This is a genomic window from Pseudomonas sp. FBCC-B1667, assembly GCF_059133255.1.
Genome location: NZ_CP101437.1, coordinates 4,312,253 through 4,329,129, shown reverse-complemented (window position 1 = coordinate 4,329,129; position 16,877 = coordinate 4,312,253). Strand labels below are relative to the sequence as shown.

The following is a 16,877-nucleotide window of genomic DNA, read 5'->3' as shown; positions in this document are numbered from 1 at the left end:
CAATTCCTTTCGCAAGTTCGCAAGGTTCATATTCAGACCGCTACCAGCACGATGGCGCCGATGACCAGCACGGAGCCGGCTGCCATCGAGGCCGCGTACCAACGCAGTTGACCGGTTTCGGTACGGCTCAGGGCGGTGTGGCCGCCTTTGGCCATACGCGGGATCAGACCGATGGTCTGGTCGAGCGGGTCTTTGCGCAGTACGTGGCTGATCGCAAGGTATGGCTTGACGAACAGTTTGTCGTAGATCCAGTCGAAGCCCCAGGCAGCGAACCACCAGGCCGAAAGGAAACGGCCGATGCCGCTGTTGGCGATGGCAGTGACGAAACGACGCTTGCCGAGGAACAGCAGCGCAGCCAGCAGGATACCGGCCAGGGCGATGGCGCCCGACGCGATTTCCAGACTGTGCTTGGCTTCGCCGCCGGCATGGCCGACGCTTTCCGGCAGCACACCGTGCAGCGGCGGAACGATCATGGCGCCGACGAAAGTCGACAGCACGATCAGCACCGACAATGGCAGCCAGTGAGCGATACCGTGACCGGCGTGCGCTTCGGTCTTCGCTTCACCGTGGAACGCGATGAAGATCAGGCGGAAGGTGTACAGCGAGGTCATGAACGCGCCGACCAGACCTGCGTACAGCAAACCGTGGTTGCCGCTGGCGAACGCTTCCCAGAGGATTTCGTCTTTGGAGTAGAAACCTGCAGTCACCAGTGGCAGGGCAGACAGTGCCGCGCCGCCGACGATGAAGCTGGTGTAGGCCAGCGGCAGTTTCTTCCACAGGCCGCCCATCTTGAAGATGTTCTGCTCGTGGTGGCAGGCAACGATCACCGCACCGGACGCAAGGAACAGCAGCGCCTTGAAGAACGCGTGGGTCATCAGGTGGAAGATCGCGCCATCCCACGCACCCACGCCCAGGGCCAGGAACATGTAGCCGATCTGGCTCATGGTCGAGTAGGCGAGGATACGTTTGATGTCGGTCTGCACCAGTGCCGCGAAACCGGCGAGCACCAGGGTCACACCGCCAACGATGCCAACGAGGTGCAGGATGTCCGGCGCCAGCGCAAACAGGCCGTGGGTACGGGCAATCAGGTAAACGCCTGCGGTCACCATGGTTGCGGCGTGGATCAGTGCCGAAACCGGGGTAGGACCGGCCATTGCATCTGCCAGCCAGGTTTGCAGTGGCAGTTGCGCGGATTTACCGACAGCGCCGCCCAGCAGCATCAGGGTGGCCAGGACCATCCAGAAGTCGCCGGCCTGGAATTTCTGCGGTGCCAGCACCAGCAGTTCCTGAACATTCAGCGTGCCCAGTTGGGCAAACAGGATGAACAGGCCGATGGCCATGAACACGTCGCCGATGCGGGTCACGATAAAGGCCTTGAGTGCCGCGTTACCGTTATTGCGGTTGCTGTAGTAGAAACCGATCAACAGGTACGAGCACAGGCCCACGCCTTCCCAGCCGAAGTACAGGAACAACAGGTTATCGCCCAGAATCAGGAACAGCATGCTGGCGATAAACAGGTTGGTGTAGGCGAAGAAGCGCGAGTAACCGTCTTCGCCGCGCATGTACCAGGACGCGAACAGGTGGATCAGGAAGCCGACGCCGACGACCACACCGAGCATGGTGACCGACAGGCCATCCAGGTACAGCGCGAAGTTCGGTGTAAAGCCTTCAACCGCCATCCACTGCCACAACACCTGGGTGTAGTGACCGCCCTCAGGCGGGGCGACGTTGAATTGCCAGATCACGTAGGCCGTGACGATGGCTGACAGACCGATGGAACCGACGCCAATCAGCGCCGACAGGTTTTCCGAGAAGCGGCCGCGTGAGAACGCCAGCAGCAGGAAACCGATGAGAGGGAATACGAAAGTCAGATAGAGAAGATTCATCCGCGCATCTCGCTGGCAGCGTCGATATCGAGAGTGTGGAAGCGGCGATACAGCTGCAACAGAATCGCCAGGCCAATACTGGCCTCGGCGGCTGCCAGGCTGATCACCAGGATGAACATGATCTGTCCATCCGGCTGACCCCAGCGGCTACCGGCAACGATGAACGCCAGTGCGGAGGCATTCATCATGATCTCCAGGCTCATCAACACGAAGAGAATGTTGCGCCGGACCATCAGGCCGACCAGACCGAGGCAGAACAGGATGCCGGCGACTGCCAGACCATGCTCCAAAGGGATAGCAGGCATCGTCATTGCTCCTTGGCTTCGTTGCGGCCCAAGTGGAACGCCGTCACGGCTGCAGCAAGCAGCAACATCGAGGCGAGTTCGACCACCAGCAGATACGGACCGAACAGGCTGATGCCCACGGCTTTCGCATCTACGGTGGTGTGGCCGATGGCCTGACCGCTGGAATGGCTGAACAGCACGTACAACAGTTCAGCCAGCAGCAGGGCGCCGAGTACCACCGGGCCGAGCCAGATGCCGGGCTTGAGCCAGACGCGCTCTTGCTGAACCGAGGCCGGGCCAAGGTTCAGCATCATCACCACGAACACGAACAGCACCATGATGGCGCCAGCGTAGGCGATCACTTCCAGGACACCGGCAAACGGTGCGCCGAGGGCGAAGAACGTCATGGCCACGGCGATCAGCGAAATGATCAGGTAGAGCAGGGCGTGCACAGGGTTGGTGTTGGTGATCACGCGAAGCGTGGACACCACAGCGATACCCGATGCGAAATAGAAAGCGAATTCCATCTTTCTTCCTTAAGGCAGCAAGCTCTTCACGTTGATCGGCTGGGCTTCGTTCTGCGCGGCGCCTTTCGGCTTCCCGGCAACGGCCATACCTGCAACACGATAGAAGTTGTAATCAGGGTTTTTGCCGGGGCCGGAGATCAGCAGATCTTCTTTCTCGTACACCAGGTCCTGACGTTTGAACTCGGCCATCTCGAAATCCGGTGTCAGCTGGATTGCGGTGGTCGGGCAGGCTTCCTCGCAGAGGCCGCAGAAAATGCAGCGCGAGAAGTTGATGCGGAAGAAGTCCGGGTACCAGCGACCGTCTTCGGTTTCAGCTTTCTGCAGCGAGATGCAACCCACCGGGCACGCCACGGCGCACAGGTTGCAGGCGACACAACGCTCTTCGCCATCAGGGTCGCGGGTCAAGACGATACGGCCACGGTAGCGCGGCGGCAGGTACACGGCTTCTTCCGGGTACTGCAGCGTGTCGCGCTTGCGGAAGGCGTGGCCGAAGATCATCACCAGGCTGCGAAGCTGGGTGAAAAAGCCATGCACGATGTCAAATATGTACTTCATGATTCTCTATCCTCACTGAGCCGCGACGGCGGGCGTGTTGAGCAACACGATCGCAGCGGTCACCAGCATGTTGACGAGGGTCAGCGGCAGGCAGAACTTCCAGCTGAAATCCATCACTTGGTCATACCGTGGGCGCGGAATCGAAGCGCGCAGCAGAATGAAGATCATGATGAAGAACGCGGTTTTCAGTGCGAACCAGATGAACGGGATCTGCGGCAGGATATCGAACGGACCGTGCCAGCCACCGAAGAACAAGGTCACCAGCAGCGCCGAAATCAGCACGATGCCGATGTACTCACCGACGAAGAACATGCCCCATTTCATGCCGGCGTATTCGATGTGGTAACCGTCGGCCAGTTCCTGTTCTGCTTCTGGCTGGTCGAACGGGTGACGGTGAGTCACGGCGACGCCAGCGATGAAGAAGGTCAGGAAACCGAAGATCTGCGGAATGATGAACCACAGGTGCTGGGCCTGGTAATCAACGATGTCGCGCATGTTGAACGAGCCGACCTGGATCACGATGCCCATCAACGACAGGCCCATGAACACTTCGTACGACACGGTTTGTGCCGAGGCCCGCAAGCTGCCCAACAGGGCGAACTTGTTGTTACTCGACCAGCCGGCGAACAACACCGCGTAGACCGACAGACCGGCCATGGCGAAGAAGAACAGGATGCCGATGTTCAGATCCGCCACACCCCAGGTCGGGGTGATCGGGATGATCGCGAAGGCAATCAGCAGGGCGCTCATGGCCACGACCGGTGCCAAGGTGAAGATCATCTTGTCGGCGAACGGCGGGGTCCAGTCTTCCTTGAAGAACATCTTGATCATGTCGGCCGCGATCTGGAACGCGCCGAACGGGCCGACGCGGTTCGGACCGTAACGGTCCTGCCAGAGGGCGAGCAAACGACGCTCGACCCAGCTGAGCAGCGCGCCGCACACCACCACGGCGAGCAGAATCACGATGGCCTGGATGACCGAGATGATCACGGCGATCACTTCAGGAGTGAACCAAGTCATTGCGCTGCCTCCTGCAGACCGTCAACGGTTTTGCCAAAGATCGCTGGCGGAATGCCGGCGATGCCCGCCGGCAATGCAACCAGACCGGCACCCAGTTCTTCGTTGATACGCAGCGGCAGACGCAGGGTCTGGCCAGCGACGTTCAAGCTGAGCATGGCGCCGTCATTGACACCCAGACGATCAGCTTCGGACTTGGCCAAAGCGACGTAAGCAGCCGGGATGCGTTCCTGAACCGGTGCGGCTTTCGAAGAGGTTTCTTCGCTGCCCAGCAAGTGGAAGAACGGCACAACCTGCCAGGTGCCTGGAGCCGGGTTGAATGCACGCGGCACAGCGGCGAACCAGTTCAGCGAGTCACCAGTGCTTTCGATCAGGCGGGTGCCCGGGTCGCCAGCGCGGATGTGACCACCGACTTCGTCCTGGAACTTGTTCCAGGCTTGCGGCGAGTTCCAGCCCGGAGACCAGGCGAATGGCACTTGCTGACGCGGTTCGACCGAGCCCGAATAACCTTCCATTGAGAAGTTGAACGCCGTGTCGTTGTCTTGCGGGGTACGCGGTTCGTGCACGCTGATGTCAGCACGCATGGCGGTACGACCGGAGTAACGCAGCGGTTCGCGGGCCAGTTTCATGCCCTTGATGCGGAACGCGGCAGACGGTGCGGCGTCAACGATACGCGCCAGTTGTGGCGTGCTCGAAGCGACAGCAGCGGTGACGTGGTCCAGCTGGGTCCAGTCGATCGGCTGGTTCAGCAGGGTAGAACGCAGGGCATGCAGCCAGCGCCAGCCTTCGTGAACCAGGATGCTCGCGTCCATGTACTTCGGATCGAAGACCTGGAAGAAGCGCTGGGCGCGGCCTTCCTGGCTGACCAGGGTACCGTCGCCTTCAGCGAAGCTGGCGGCGGGCAGAACAAGGTGCGCGCGATCGCTGGTGGCTGTCTTCTGATGGTCGGCAACGATCACCACTTTCGCGGCGGTCAGGGCGGCATCAACCTTGGCTTTGTCGGTACGGGTGTACAGATCGTTTTCCAGCACGACGATGGCGTCGGCCTTGCCATCGATCACCGCTTGCAGCGCGGCGTCGACCGAGTCACCACCGAGCATGGCCAGGCCGAGGCTGTTGGCTTCTGGCACGATCAGGCTGATGGAGCCGTTCTTCTCGCGCAGCTTCAGGGCTTTGGCGATGTTCGCCGCCGCTTCGATCAGCGCCTTGGAACCCAACGAGGTACCGGCAATGATCAATGGACGCTTGGCCGCGAGCAGGGCGTCGGCGATGCGCGTGGCCAGTTCGAGGGCTTCAGCGTCCAGGCCTTCAACCGCTGGTGCGCTGGCGTCGAGGGCGTGAGCCACGGCGAAACCGATGCGGGCCAGGTCGTCCGGTGCTGCGTGAACGCATTCTTCGGCAACGTCGTCGAGCTTGGTTTCAGCCAGGCTGGCGATGAACAGCGGGTTCAGCGCGTGCTGACCGATGTTCTTCACGGCGGCGTCGAGCCAAGGCTGAACGCGCATGGCGTCGGCCATGTCTTCGGCCTTGCCTTTGACCGATTGACGCAGGGACAGGGCCATACGTGCAGCGGTCTGGGTCAGGTCTTCACCGAGAACGAAAATTGCGTCGTGGTCTTCGATGTCGCGCATGTTCGGGATCGGCAGCGGGCTGTCTTTCAGCACCTGCATGACCAGACGAATGCGCTCAAGCTCAGCCGCTTCGATACCGGAGTAGAAGTGCTCGGCGCCGACCAGTTCGCGCAACGCGTAGTTGCTTTCAAGGCTGGCACGCGGCGAACCGATGCCGACGATGTTGCGGCCGCGCAGCAGGTCGGCGGCCTTGTCCAGCGCTTCGTCGAGACCGAGCTTGGCGCCGTTGGCCAGCAAAGGCTGACGCGGGCGATCTTCGCGGTTGACGTAGCCGTAACCGAAACGTCCACGGTCGCACAGGAAGTACTGGTTTACCGAACCATTGAAACGGTTTTCGATACGACGCAGTTCACCGTAGCGTTCGCCCGGGGAGATGTTGCAACCGCTGGAGCAGCCATGGCAGATGCTCGGGGAGAACTGCATGTCCCACTTGCGGTTGTAGCGCTCGGAGTGAGTCTTGTCGGTAAACACACCGGTCGGGCAGACCTCGGTGAGGTTGCCGGAGAACTCGCTTTCCAGGGTGCCATCTTCAACGCGACCGAAGTACACGTTGTCGTGGGCGCCGAACACACCGAGGTCGGTGCCGCCAGCGTAATCCTTATAGAAACGCACGCAGCGGTAGCAAGCGATGCAGCGGTTCATTTCGTGGGAAATGAACGGGCCCAGTTGCTGGTTCTGGTGGGTACGTTTGGTGAAGCGGTAACGGCGCTCGTTGTGGCCGGTCATTACCGTCATGTCTTGCAGGTGGCAGTGACCGCCTTCTTCACAGACCGGGCAGTCGTGAGGGTGGTTGGTCATCAGCCATTCAACAACGCTGGCGCGAAACACTTTCGCTTCTTCGTCGTCGATGGAGATCCAGCTTCCGTCGGTGGCGGGGGTCATGCACGACATGACGATCCGACCACGGGTGTCGTTGGCGTCAGTGTACTGCTTGACCGCACACTGGCGGCAAGCGCCAACGCTGCCAAGGGCTGGGTGCCAGCAGAAATAAGGGATATCGAGGCCTAGCGACAGACATGCCTGTAACAGGTTGTCTGCCCCATCGACTTCGAGCTCTTTGCCGTCTACGTGGATAGTGGCCATGGTTCAAAGTTCTTCGTTGGCCCGGTGTCAGCGGGCGTGGCTAATGGAATCTTGTTATTCGCGTGAATCTACACAGCCGTTAAAGGCGTCATCACACGAGAAGGCGAAGGGCACGGACCCTTCGCCTTCGTTAAGCGTTTACGCGCCGACTACGATCGGCCTTGCCAGAGGCGGGACGACGGCGCTGACAGGCGCGATGCCGGCTTCGAACTCATGGCGGAAGTATTTGATTGCGCTGCCCAACGGCTCCACGGCGCCCGGTGCGTGAGCACAGAAGGTCTTGCCAGGGCCGAGGAAGCCGACCAGACCCAGCAGGGTCTCGATATCGCCGGCTTGCCCTTCACCGTTCTCGATCGCACGCAGGAGCTTGACGCTCCACGGCAAACCGTCACGGCACGGGGTGCAGAAACCGCACGACTCACGGGAGAAAAACTCTTCCATGTTGCGCAGCAGGGAAACCATGTTGACGCTGTCGTCGACCGCCATGGCCAGGCCGGTACCCATACGGGTGCCGACCTTGGCGATGCCGCCGGCGTACATTTGTGCGTCGAGGTGTTCCGGCAACAGGAAACCGGTACCGGCGCCGCCAGGCTGCCAGCACTTGAGCTTGAAGCCGTCGCGCATGCCGCCGGCGTAGTCTTCGAACAACTCACGACCGGTGACGCCGAATGGCAATTCCCACAGGCCCGGGTTCTTGACCTTGCCGGAGAAGCCCATGAGCTTGGTGCCCATGTCTTCACTGCCTTCACGGGACAACGATTTGTACCAGTCCACGCCGTCGGCAATGATCGCCGGCACGTTGCACAGGGTTTCAACGTTGTTCACGCAAGTCGGCTTGCCCCACACGCCAACGGCGGCAGGGAAGGGCGGCTTGGAGCGCGGGTTGGCGCGGCGGCCTTCGAGGGAGTTGATCAGTGCGGTTTCTTCACCGCAGATGTAACGCCCGGCGCCGGTGTGGACGAACAGTTCGAAGTCGAAGCCGCTGCCCAGAATGTTTTTACCCAGCAGGCCTGCTGCCTTGGCTTCTTCCACGGCACGGTTGAGGTGCTTGGCGGCGGTGGTGTACTCGCCACGCAGGAAGATGTAGCCACGGTAGGTTTTCAGTGCGCGAGCACTGATCAGCATGCCTTCGATCAGCAGATGGGGCAGTTGCTCCATCAGCATGCGGTCTTTCCAGGTGTTCGGTTCCATCTCGTCCGCGTTGCACAGCAGGTAGCGGATGTTGATGGATTCGTCTTTGGGCATCAGGCCCCACTTAACGCCAGTGGGGAAGCCTGCACCGCCGCGACCTTTCAAGCCGGAATCTTTCACGGTCTGGACGATGTCGTCCTGAGCCATGTCGGCGAAGGCCTTGCGCGCAGCGGCGTAACCGTTCTTGGCCTGGTACTCGTCGAGCCACACGGCTTCGCCGTCGTCACGCAGACGCCAGGTCAGCGGGTGGGTCTCGGCCGAACGCTTGATGCGGTTGGCTGGACCGAAGGAAGTCAGGGTCATACGTAGCCCTCAAGCAATTTGGCAACGCCGGCAGGCTGCACATCACCGAAAGTGTCGTCGTCGATCATCAACGCCGGCGCCTTGTCGCAGTTGCCGAGGCAGCAGACCGGCAGCAGGGTGAAACGACCGTCGGCGGTGGTCTGACCCAGGCCGATGCCCAGCTTGCTCTGGATTTCGCTGACCACGGATTCGTGACCACCGATGTAGCAGACCATGCTGTCGCAAACGCGAATGATGTGACGGCCCACTGGCTGACGGAAGATCTGGCTATAGAAAGTAGCCACACCTTCAACGTCGCTTGCCGGGATGCCGAGGATCTCGCCGATGGCGTAAAGAGCGCCATCCGGCACCCAGCCACGTTCCTTCTGGACGATCTTCAGGGCTTCGATCGACGCCGCGCGCGGGTCTTCGTAGTGATGCAACTCGTGCTCGATGGCCGAGCGCTCGGTTTCACTCAAGGTGAAACGGTCTGTCTGGATAAGCGTGCTATTCATGCTTAGCGGTCCACGTCGGCCATAACGAAATCGATACTACCCAGGTACGCAATCAAGTCCGCGACCATGCTGCCTTTGATCACCGAAGGGATCTGCTGCAGGTGCGGGAAGCTTGGGGTACGAATCCGGGTGCGGTAGCTCATGGTGCCGCCATCGCTCGTCAGGTAATAACTGTTGATGCCCTTGGTCGCTTCGATCATCTGGAAGGATTCGTTGGCCGGCATGACCGGGCCCCACGAAACTTGCAGGAAGTGCGTGATCAGGGTCTCGATGTGCTGCAGAGTGCGCTCTTTCGGCGGCGGCGTGGTCAGCGGGTGATCCGCCTTGTACGGGCCTTCCGGCATGTTGCGCATGCACTGCTCGATGATCTTGATGCTCTGGCGCATTTCTTCGACGCGCACGATGCAACGATCGTAGGCATCGCCATTAGCGGCCAGCGGCACTTCGAACTCGAAGTTTTCGTAACCGGAGTATGGACGTGCTTTACGCAGGTCGAAGTCGCAACCAGTCGAACGCAAGCCCGCACCGGTGACACCCCATTCCAGGGCTTCTTTGGTGTTGTAGGCGGCGACGCCGATGGTCCGGCCACGCAGGATGCTGTTGTCCAGGGCGGCTTTCTGGTATTCGTCCAGACGTTTTGGCATCCACTCGACGAAGTCTTTCACCAGTTTTTCCCAGCCGCGCGGCAGGTCGTGGGCGACGCCGCCGATGCGGTACCAGGCCGGGTGCAGACGGAAACCGGTGATGGCTTCGATCACCGTGTACGCCTTCTGACGGTCGGTGAACGTGAAGAACACCGGGGTCATGGCGCCGACGTCCTGGATGTACGTCCCGAGGAAAAGCAGGTGGCTGGTGATCCGGAAGAACTCGGCCATCATGATGCGGATGACGTCGACCTTCTCGGGCACCTTGATGCCGGCCAGCTTCTCGACCGAAAGCACGTACGGCAGGTTGTTCATCACGCCGCCGAGGTAGTCGATACGGTCGGTGTACGGGATGAAACTGTGCCAGGACTGACGCTCGGCCATCTTCTCGGCACCACGGTGGTGGTAGCCAACGTCCGGCACGCAGTCGACGATCTCTTCACCGTCCAGCTGCAGGATGATGCGGAACGCACCGTGCGCGGAAGGGTGGTTGGGGCCGAGGTTGAGGAACATGTAGTCCTCGTTCGCACCGGAACGCTTCATGCCCCAGTCTTCAGGCTTGAAGCGCGCGGCTTCTTCCTCAAGCTGTTGCTTGGCCAGGTTCAGGGTGAACGGGTCGAACTCGGTGGCACGGGCCGGGAAGTCCTTGCGCAGCGGGTGACCTTCCCAGGTCGGCGGCATCATGATCCGGGTCAGGTGCGGGTGGCCGGCAAAGTTGATGCCGTACATGTCCCACACTTCACGCTCGTACCAGTTGGCGTTCGGCCACAGACCGGTCACGGTCGGCACGTTGAGGTCGCTCTCGGACAAGGCGACCTTGATCATCACGTCACTATTACGTTCGATCGACATCAAGTGATAGAACACAGTGAAGTCGGCGCCGCTTGGCAGCCCTTGACGCTTGGTGCGCAGGCGCTCGTCCACGCCGTGCAGGTCATAGAGCATGACGTACGGCTTGGGCAGGTTGCGCAGGAAGGTCAGGACTTCGACGAGTTTGGCACGCGCAACCCAAAGCACCGGCATGCCGGTGCGGGTAGGCTGGGCGGTGAACGCCTCGGGGCCAAAACGGTTGTTCAGTTCGACGACCACATCCTGGTCGTCTGCCTTATAAGGCGGGATGTACAGAGCACTGCCTGTAGTCATGGTTATTTATCGCTTTCGGTCAACGTAAAGAATGAAGCCAGTGTCTCGTTCTATTAAAGAAGCAGATCTGGATCAGACTTCGTCGGGGCTGCGCAGGTTGGTGACTGCGATTCGCTGTTCGCGGCGCTTTTCCTTCTCGGAAGGCATCTCGGCGCGGTAGACGCCTTGATCACCAACGACCCAGGAAAGCGGACGACGCTCCTGTCCAATCGACTCTTGCAAGAGCATCAAGCCTTGCAGGAACGCTTCAGGACGGGGCGGGCAGCCAGGCACGTAGACGTCCACGGGCAGGAACTTGTCCACCCCTTGAACGACAGAATAGATGTCGTACATGCCACCGGAGTTGGCGCACGAACCCATGGAGATAACCCATTTAGGTTCGAGCATTTGCTCGTAGAGACGCTGAATGATCGGCGCCATCTTGATGAAGCAGGTGCCGGCGATAACCATGAAATCCGCCTGACGCGGCGATGCCCGGATAACCTCGGCGCCAAAGCGTGCGATGTCGTGGGGCGCCGTGAAGGCGGTAGTCATTTCCACGTAGCAGCACGAAAGACCGAAGTTATACGGCCACAGGGAGTTCTTGCGCCCCCAGTTGATCGTGCCGTTAAGCACGTCTTCGAGCTTGCCCATGAAGATGTTTTTGTGAACTTGATCTTCTAACGGATCGGAAACGGTTTCCCGTTCGCCAATCGGATATTGCTCGTTAGGAGCATCGGGGTCGATCCTGGTGAGATTGTATTGCATTGCCAAAGCCTCATTGTTTCAGCTTCGCTTGCCGCTTACGACGAGCTTCCGGAGCCCAGTCAAGGGCGCCCACTCGGAATAGGTAGACAAGGCCGGCCAACAGAATTGCTATGAAAACGAGAGCTTCGACGAATCCGGTCCAGCCGCTTTCGCGGACGGACACAGACCATGCAAAGAGAAAGAGGGCTTCGATATCGAAGATCACGAAGAGCATCGCGACCAGATAGAATTTGGCTGAGAGCCGCAGACGGGCGCCACCTGTAGGCAGCATGCCGGATTCGAACGGTTCGTTTTTGCTGCGGCCCCAGGCTTTTGACCCAAGGAGGCTGGAGACGCCGAGCATGAAGGCGCAGAGGCCGACAACGCCCAGAAGGAAAATGGCAAAGCCCCAGTTGTGGGCCATGAGTCCTGTCGCTTCGGGCATGCTGGTAATCCTTAACAGAGAGCAAAGGTCTCTGAGCTTGAAAAGAAACAAAGCAGTGACGATATGTCGCAGCAATCAATCCCGCTGATTTTATGGCACAACACTCAGCAAGTAAAATTCCTATAGCGAAATTATTTACTGGAATAAGGACATAGCGCACCTCCAAAGCCCCGCAGCCCATGCGTTGCGGGCATTAGCCGGGTTTTCATCAATATTGTTTTGTAGGGAATGTAACGAACATAGTGATCGCTAAATGATAATCAATATTGTTTGAAGTGGTTTTTAAACGGGTGATCCGGGTTGGGACCGGAAAGTTGTCTTTTATGCGCGTTACAGCAAGTAGTGAAGGTGACCGTTTTAGCGGATTTTTCTGACACCGATACCGCGCTGGATCAGTGTTTTCTTCGGGCGCCACCCTCCCTTGTCCCGCAGAGATTCAGCGGTGTTCATTAAATCGCAGGCAAAAAAACGCCCCGAACCAGTCGGGGCGTCAGATGTACGGCGCTGCGGTTAGCTGTCTATCCGTTCCGCAGCGGCCGATCGTTCAGGCGAATCAGATCAGTGGAACTGTTCTTCTTCAGTCGAACCGGTCAGTGCGGTTACCGAAGACGTGCCACCTTGGATCACAGTGGTCATGTCGTCGAAGTAGCCGGTGCCCACTTCCTGCTGGTGAGCCACGAAGGTGTAGCCTTTCGAGGCGTCAGCGAACTCTTGCTCTTGCAACTTCACGTAGGCAGTCATGTCGTTGCGGGCGTAGTCGTGCGCCAGGTTGAACATGCTGTGCCACATGTTGTGAATGCCGGCCAGGGTGATGAACTGGTGTTTGTAACCCATGGCGGACAGTTCGCGCTGGAACTTGGCGATGGTCGCGTCGTCCAGGTTTTTCTTCCAGTTGAAGGAAGGCGAGCAGTTGTACGACAGCAGTTGGTCCGGGTATTCCTTTTTGATCGCTTCAGCGAAGCGACGAGCCTCGTCCAGATCCGGCTTGGCGGTTTCGCACCAGATCAGGTCGGCGTACGGAGCGTAAGCCAGGCCGCGAGCGATGGCCTGGTCCAGACCGGCGCGCACTTTGTAGAAGCCTTCCTGGGTACGTTCGCCAGTCACGAATGGCTGGTCGTACGGGTCGCAGTCGGACGTCAGCAAGTCAGCAGCGTTAGCGTCGGTACGGGCCAGGATGATGGTCGGCGTACCGGCAACGTCAGCTGCCAGACGAGCAGCGGTCAGCTTCTGTACAGCTTCCTGGGTAGGAACCAGTACCTTGCCGCCCATGTGGCCGCATTTTTTCACGGAAGCCAGTTGGTCTTCGAAGTGAACGCCGGCGGCGCCTGCTTCGATCATGCTCTTCATCAGCTCGTAAGCGTTCAGAACGCCGCCGAAACCGGCTTCAGCGTCCGCCACGATTGGAGCGAAGTAGTCGATGTAGCCTTCGTCGCCCGGGCCTTTGCCGGCTTTCCACTGGATCTGGTCAGCACGACGGAACGAGTTGTTGATGCGCTTGACCACGGTTGGAACGGAGTCCACCGGGTACAGCGACTGGTCCGGGTACATCGATTCGGCGGAGTTGTTGTCCGCAGCCACTTGCCAGCCCGACAGGTAGATCGCCTGGATACCGGCTTTAACTTGCTGTACGGCCTGGCCGCCGGTCAGGGCGCCCATGCAGTTGACGAAATCTTTCTCGGGACGGAAGGATGGCTTGGCGCCCTGGGTCACCAGGTTCCACAGCTTCTCGGCGCCCATTTTTGCAAAGGTGTGCTCAGGTTGAACCGAGCCACGCAGGCGGACGACGTCAGCAGCGGAGTAAGCGCGAGTCACGCCTTTCCAGCGTGGGTTTTCAGCCCAATCTTTTTCGAGGGCTGCAATTTGCTGTTCGCGTGTCAGTGCCATGGAGATAAACCTCGTCGCGTCTTTTACGGAAAGTTGTTCTGCGGTGAAAAATTCATGCGCTCGCTGACCAGAAGCTTGGATGGTCAAGTCGGATTTGGCGGGGGTGTCGACAGGATGAACGAGGGGCTCGAGGGGAAGTGAGCAGGTAAGGGCAAACTGGCGAACGCATTCAGGCATCGTGGGCCTTGGTGCAAACATCAGTGTGAAGCCGGGTTACCTAATTACGCTTCCGTCCCTCGGGACAACTTCGTTCCAGTCGGCAACCTCGTCAAACACACCTTGTGGGCGGTACAGACACGAAGCGGCTCGCGGGGTAGGTGCGAGCATCGCTTCGAAGGCCCTTGCCAGGGCCCCTGATCAGCGGGAGCGAGGCCATCATGCCTTTGCTTTTTTCGATCGTCAAACGTTTTGTAGTGCTTTTTTTAAGGCACTACATCTTTGGTCTAATACGACTAATCAGTCAGTTTTCGGTGGTTTAGTCCAAAGTATCGACTTTCACCCGCAGGGTCATGTCATCCCGGCCCTGAGTCGCGTAGTTCCGGCTCGTGCCCTGTTTGTCGGCCTGGGTCTGGCTGTTGACGCCAGCCAGCAGGATCCATTCGCCGAGGCGGCCCGTGACAGTTGTGTCGGTACTTTGCACGTTCACTACATCGGGGCGTTCCTGGCTCATGCGGTCACGGTTGGTACTGATCGCGAGGTGAACGATGTCGCCGGTGACGCTGGCGGTTACGTAGAAGCCTTGCGTGACGTTGCGGTATTCGGTCTGGCTGCGCAAATCACCGTAGGAATCGGGCTGCGAGCTGGTAAGCGGCACACTCTGGCCGACCTGAATCAATGCGGGAGTGCCTTCGCTGGCCTGAATCTGCTGAATGCCGCCGTCACGGCTGGCGGTGCCGTAATTGATGATGCGGGTCTGACTTGGCTTGGCGCCGTTGACTGCGGGGCCTTGATCGCCCTGAAAGTTGTTGTCATTGGTGTCGACGGTAATCAACAGGCGCTTGGCGGCGACGTCGAGTTGGCTGATCAGGGTTTTAAGTTCGTCGATTTTGCGTTGATCTGCGTTGACAATCAGCTGATTGCCGTAAGCACTGACTTGGCCTTCATTGCCTATGAAATCCTGCGCCACGGGCAGCATGTCGGCGCTGGTGCGGTAGTTTAAGGGCACGATCTCGGTGGCGGCCATGGCTGAAAAACTGCAGGTCAGCAACAGGGTGGTGAGCAGGGTGCGTAGGGACATATCCGTTATCTCCGCCTTCTAATGTGTTGATAGTGCCAGTTTGTCGGCCCGGCGTGGTGCAAGTTGAATCGTAGACAGCAAAACGCCCCGGCATCCGAAAAAGGCGGGGCGTTTTGTGGTGTTCTCTGTGGCGAGGGGGGGCTTGCCCTCGTGGGGTCGCGCAGTGGCCCCAAGATTTTAGGGCTACTACGCAGCCCAACAGGGGCAAGCCCCTCGCCATAGGGTGTTATGCGGAGTGACGCACCATGTCCACATGCGGAATCCCGGCTTCCAGGAATTCCTCGCTGAGAATGTGAAAACCAAGGCGCTCGTAGAACGCCGTGGCCTGCACTTGCGCGCTGAGCTGTTGCTGCTTCAGCCCGCGTTTCTCCGCTTCACCAATGACTGCATGCATCAGCGCATCGCCGACCTTCAGGCCACGCCAGTCCTTGAGTACCGATACCCGGCCGATGTGACCATCGGGCAGCAAGCGAGCGGTGCCAACCGGAAAGTCGCCTTCAAAGGCCAGGAAATGCACCGCAGTGGCATCATCGGCATCCCATTCCAGCTCAGGTGGAACGGATTGCTCGGCGATGAATACCGTCTCACGAATGCGCCGGATCTCGGCGATGTCCTTCTGCCAGTCTGCGACACGTACGTGAATTTTATTCATCAGCAAACCCCAGGCTGCCTTGCTTGATCAATTCGCAGATCAGGCCACGACCGTCTTCGTCGCTCAGCCAATCGCCGAGGTTGTCGATGTGCAGGGCGTCAGCGGCGCAGATCATTTTCAGCAGCTCGCGCAGTTTGCCTGGCAGGTAACGGCTCTGGCCGCTGGCGAACAGCAGCAGGTCGTCATCCACTTCGGACCAGGCCAGGCGCGCGCTTGGGTTGCGGATCAGGACGGCGCCTTGTTCAAGGCTGGCGAGCAGGTCGTCTTCCTCGATCTCTTCGGGGCCAACGACGAGCTCCGGGTAGCGCGGCTCGGTCATGTACTGGCCAAACCAGGTCAGCAGCAGGCGCTCGTCGCTCATGTGTTCGGCCAGCAGGCTTTTCAGGCGATCAAGGGCGTCATGCTGGATCTGGTGTGGATCGACTGCAGGCAGGGCATCAGCGTCGGTGTAACGCTCTTCGTCGGTCAGGAACTGGCTGAGGAAGTCGGTGAAGTGGGTCAGCACTTCAGCGGCGCTCGGCGCACGGAAGCCCACCGAGTACGTCATGCAGTCATCGACTGCGACGCCGCAGTGAGCCAGGCGGGGTGGCAGGTACAGCATGTCGCCCGGTTCCAGGACCCACTCTTCGGTGGCTTCGAAGTCAGCGAGGATGCGCAGGTCCGCGTGTGGCAACAGCGTGCTCTCGGAATCGCACATCTGGCCGATTTTCCAGTTGCGCTTGCCGTGGCCTTGCAGCAGGAACACGTCGTAGTTATCGAAGTGCGGACCAACGCTGCCACCTGGGGCGGCGAAGCTGATCATCACGTCGTCGACGCGCCAGCTCGGCAGAAAGCGGAACTGTTCCAGCAGTTCGCTGACTTCCGGCACAAACTGGTCGACCGCTTGAACCAGCAGGGTCCAGTCACGTTCCGGCAATTTGCTGAATTCGTCTTCGGCAAACGGGCCGCGGCGCAATTCCCAAGGACGTTCGCCGTTCTCGATCACCAGGCGCGATTCGACTTCTTCTTCCAGCGCCAGGCCGGCCAGTTCGTCGGCGTCGATCGGGCTTTCGAAATCAGGAATCGCCTGGCGGATCAGCAGCGGTTTTTTCTGCCAGTAGTCGCGCAGGAATTCGCGCGCCGTGATGCCGCCCAGAAGTTGAAGAGGAATGTCAGGATTCATGTGTAACCTATTG

At 59.6% G+C, this 16,877-nt stretch carries 15 protein-coding genes; all 15 read right to left on the bottom strand.

All coding sequences use genetic code 11. The annotated features are described in order from the left end of the window. Positions 1-32: 32 nt before the first annotated feature. Complete coding sequence (nuoL, locus tag NL116_RS20005; RefSeq protein WP_494373699.1) at positions 33-1,886, bottom strand: NADH-quinone oxidoreductase subunit L; 1,854 nt, start codon at positions 1,884-1,886, stop codon at positions 33-35. Then, positions 1,883-2,191 carry an NADH-quinone oxidoreductase subunit NuoK gene (gene nuoK / locus NL116_RS20000; protein WP_010458852.1) on the bottom strand — a complete coding sequence of 103 codons (309 nt, stop codon included), beginning with the start codon at positions 2,189-2,191 and terminating at the stop codon, positions 1,883-1,885. Before nuoK ends, nuoL begins: the two co-directional genes overlap by 4 nt. Before the next feature lie 2 nt (positions 2,192-2,193). Further along, positions 2,194-2,697: an NADH-quinone oxidoreductase subunit J gene (gene nuoJ / locus NL116_RS19995; RefSeq protein WP_123508913.1), complete on the bottom strand. Its 504-nt coding sequence runs from the start codon at positions 2,695-2,697 to the stop codon at positions 2,194-2,196. A 9-nt stretch (positions 2,698-2,706) separates the two neighbouring features. Then, entirely contained in the window at positions 2,707-3,252 is a 546-nt protein-coding gene (gene nuoI, locus NL116_RS19990) for an NADH-quinone oxidoreductase subunit NuoI (RefSeq protein WP_494373698.1), read from the bottom strand. Positions 3,253-3,264: 12 nt separating this feature from the next. Next, a complete protein-coding gene (gene nuoH / locus NL116_RS19985; RefSeq protein WP_046032492.1) occupies positions 3,265-4,272 on the bottom strand; it encodes an NADH-quinone oxidoreductase subunit NuoH in 1,008 nt (335 codons plus the stop codon). Continuing rightward, positions 4,269-6,983, bottom strand: a complete 2,715-nt coding sequence (gene nuoG / locus NL116_RS19980) for an NADH-quinone oxidoreductase subunit NuoG (protein WP_494373697.1) — start codon at positions 6,981-6,983, stop codon at positions 4,269-4,271. The genes nuoH and nuoG overlap by 4 nt, the downstream gene beginning before the upstream one ends. 138 nt (positions 6,984-7,121) lie before the next feature. Further along, positions 7,122-8,477 carry an NADH-quinone oxidoreductase subunit NuoF gene (nuoF, locus tag NL116_RS19975; RefSeq protein WP_059182581.1) on the bottom strand — a complete coding sequence of 452 codons (1,356 nt, stop codon included), beginning with the start codon at positions 8,475-8,477 and terminating at the stop codon, positions 7,122-7,124. Next, positions 8,474-8,971, bottom strand: coding sequence for an NADH-quinone oxidoreductase subunit NuoE (nuoE, locus tag NL116_RS19970; RefSeq protein ID WP_008020715.1), 498 nt, complete (start codon positions 8,969-8,971; stop codon positions 8,474-8,476). The genes nuoF and nuoE overlap by 4 nt, the downstream gene beginning before the upstream one ends. 2 nt (positions 8,972-8,973) lie before the next feature. Then, entirely contained in the window at positions 8,974-10,758 is a 1,785-nt protein-coding gene (gene nuoC / locus NL116_RS19965) for an NADH-quinone oxidoreductase subunit C/D (protein ID WP_494373696.1), read from the bottom strand. A gap of 72 nt (positions 10,759-10,830) precedes the next feature. Further along, the gene (locus NL116_RS19960; RefSeq protein WP_007946424.1) at positions 10,831-11,505 is read right to left on the bottom strand and encodes a NuoB/complex I 20 kDa subunit family protein; all 675 of its coding nucleotides are present in this window, start codon (positions 11,503-11,505) and stop codon (positions 10,831-10,833) included. Positions 11,506-11,515: 10 nt separating this feature from the next. After that, complete coding sequence (locus NL116_RS19955) at positions 11,516-11,929, bottom strand: NADH-quinone oxidoreductase subunit A (protein ID WP_003223812.1); 414 nt, start codon at positions 11,927-11,929, stop codon at positions 11,516-11,518. 558 nt (positions 11,930-12,487) lie between these two features. Then, complete coding sequence (gene aceA, locus NL116_RS19950) at positions 12,488-13,813, bottom strand: isocitrate lyase (RefSeq protein WP_123432256.1); 1,326 nt, start codon at positions 13,811-13,813, stop codon at positions 12,488-12,490. Positions 13,814-14,288: 475 nt separating this feature from the next. Next, positions 14,289-15,050 carry a secretin N-terminal domain-containing protein gene (locus tag NL116_RS19945; protein WP_494373695.1) on the bottom strand — a complete coding sequence of 254 codons (762 nt, stop codon included), beginning with the start codon at positions 15,048-15,050 and terminating at the stop codon, positions 14,289-14,291. Positions 15,051-15,276: 226 nt separating this feature from the next. After that, the gene (locus NL116_RS19940) at positions 15,277-15,702 is read right to left on the bottom strand and encodes a GNAT family N-acetyltransferase (protein ID WP_494373694.1); all 426 of its coding nucleotides are present in this window, start codon (positions 15,700-15,702) and stop codon (positions 15,277-15,279) included. Then, the gene (locus NL116_RS19935) at positions 15,695-16,864 is read right to left on the bottom strand and encodes a ribosomal protein uL16 3-hydroxylase (RefSeq protein ID WP_494373693.1); all 1,170 of its coding nucleotides are present in this window, start codon (positions 16,862-16,864) and stop codon (positions 15,695-15,697) included. The genes NL116_RS19940 and NL116_RS19935 overlap by 8 nt, the downstream gene beginning before the upstream one ends. Between the last annotated feature and the right edge of the window lie 13 nt (positions 16,865-16,877).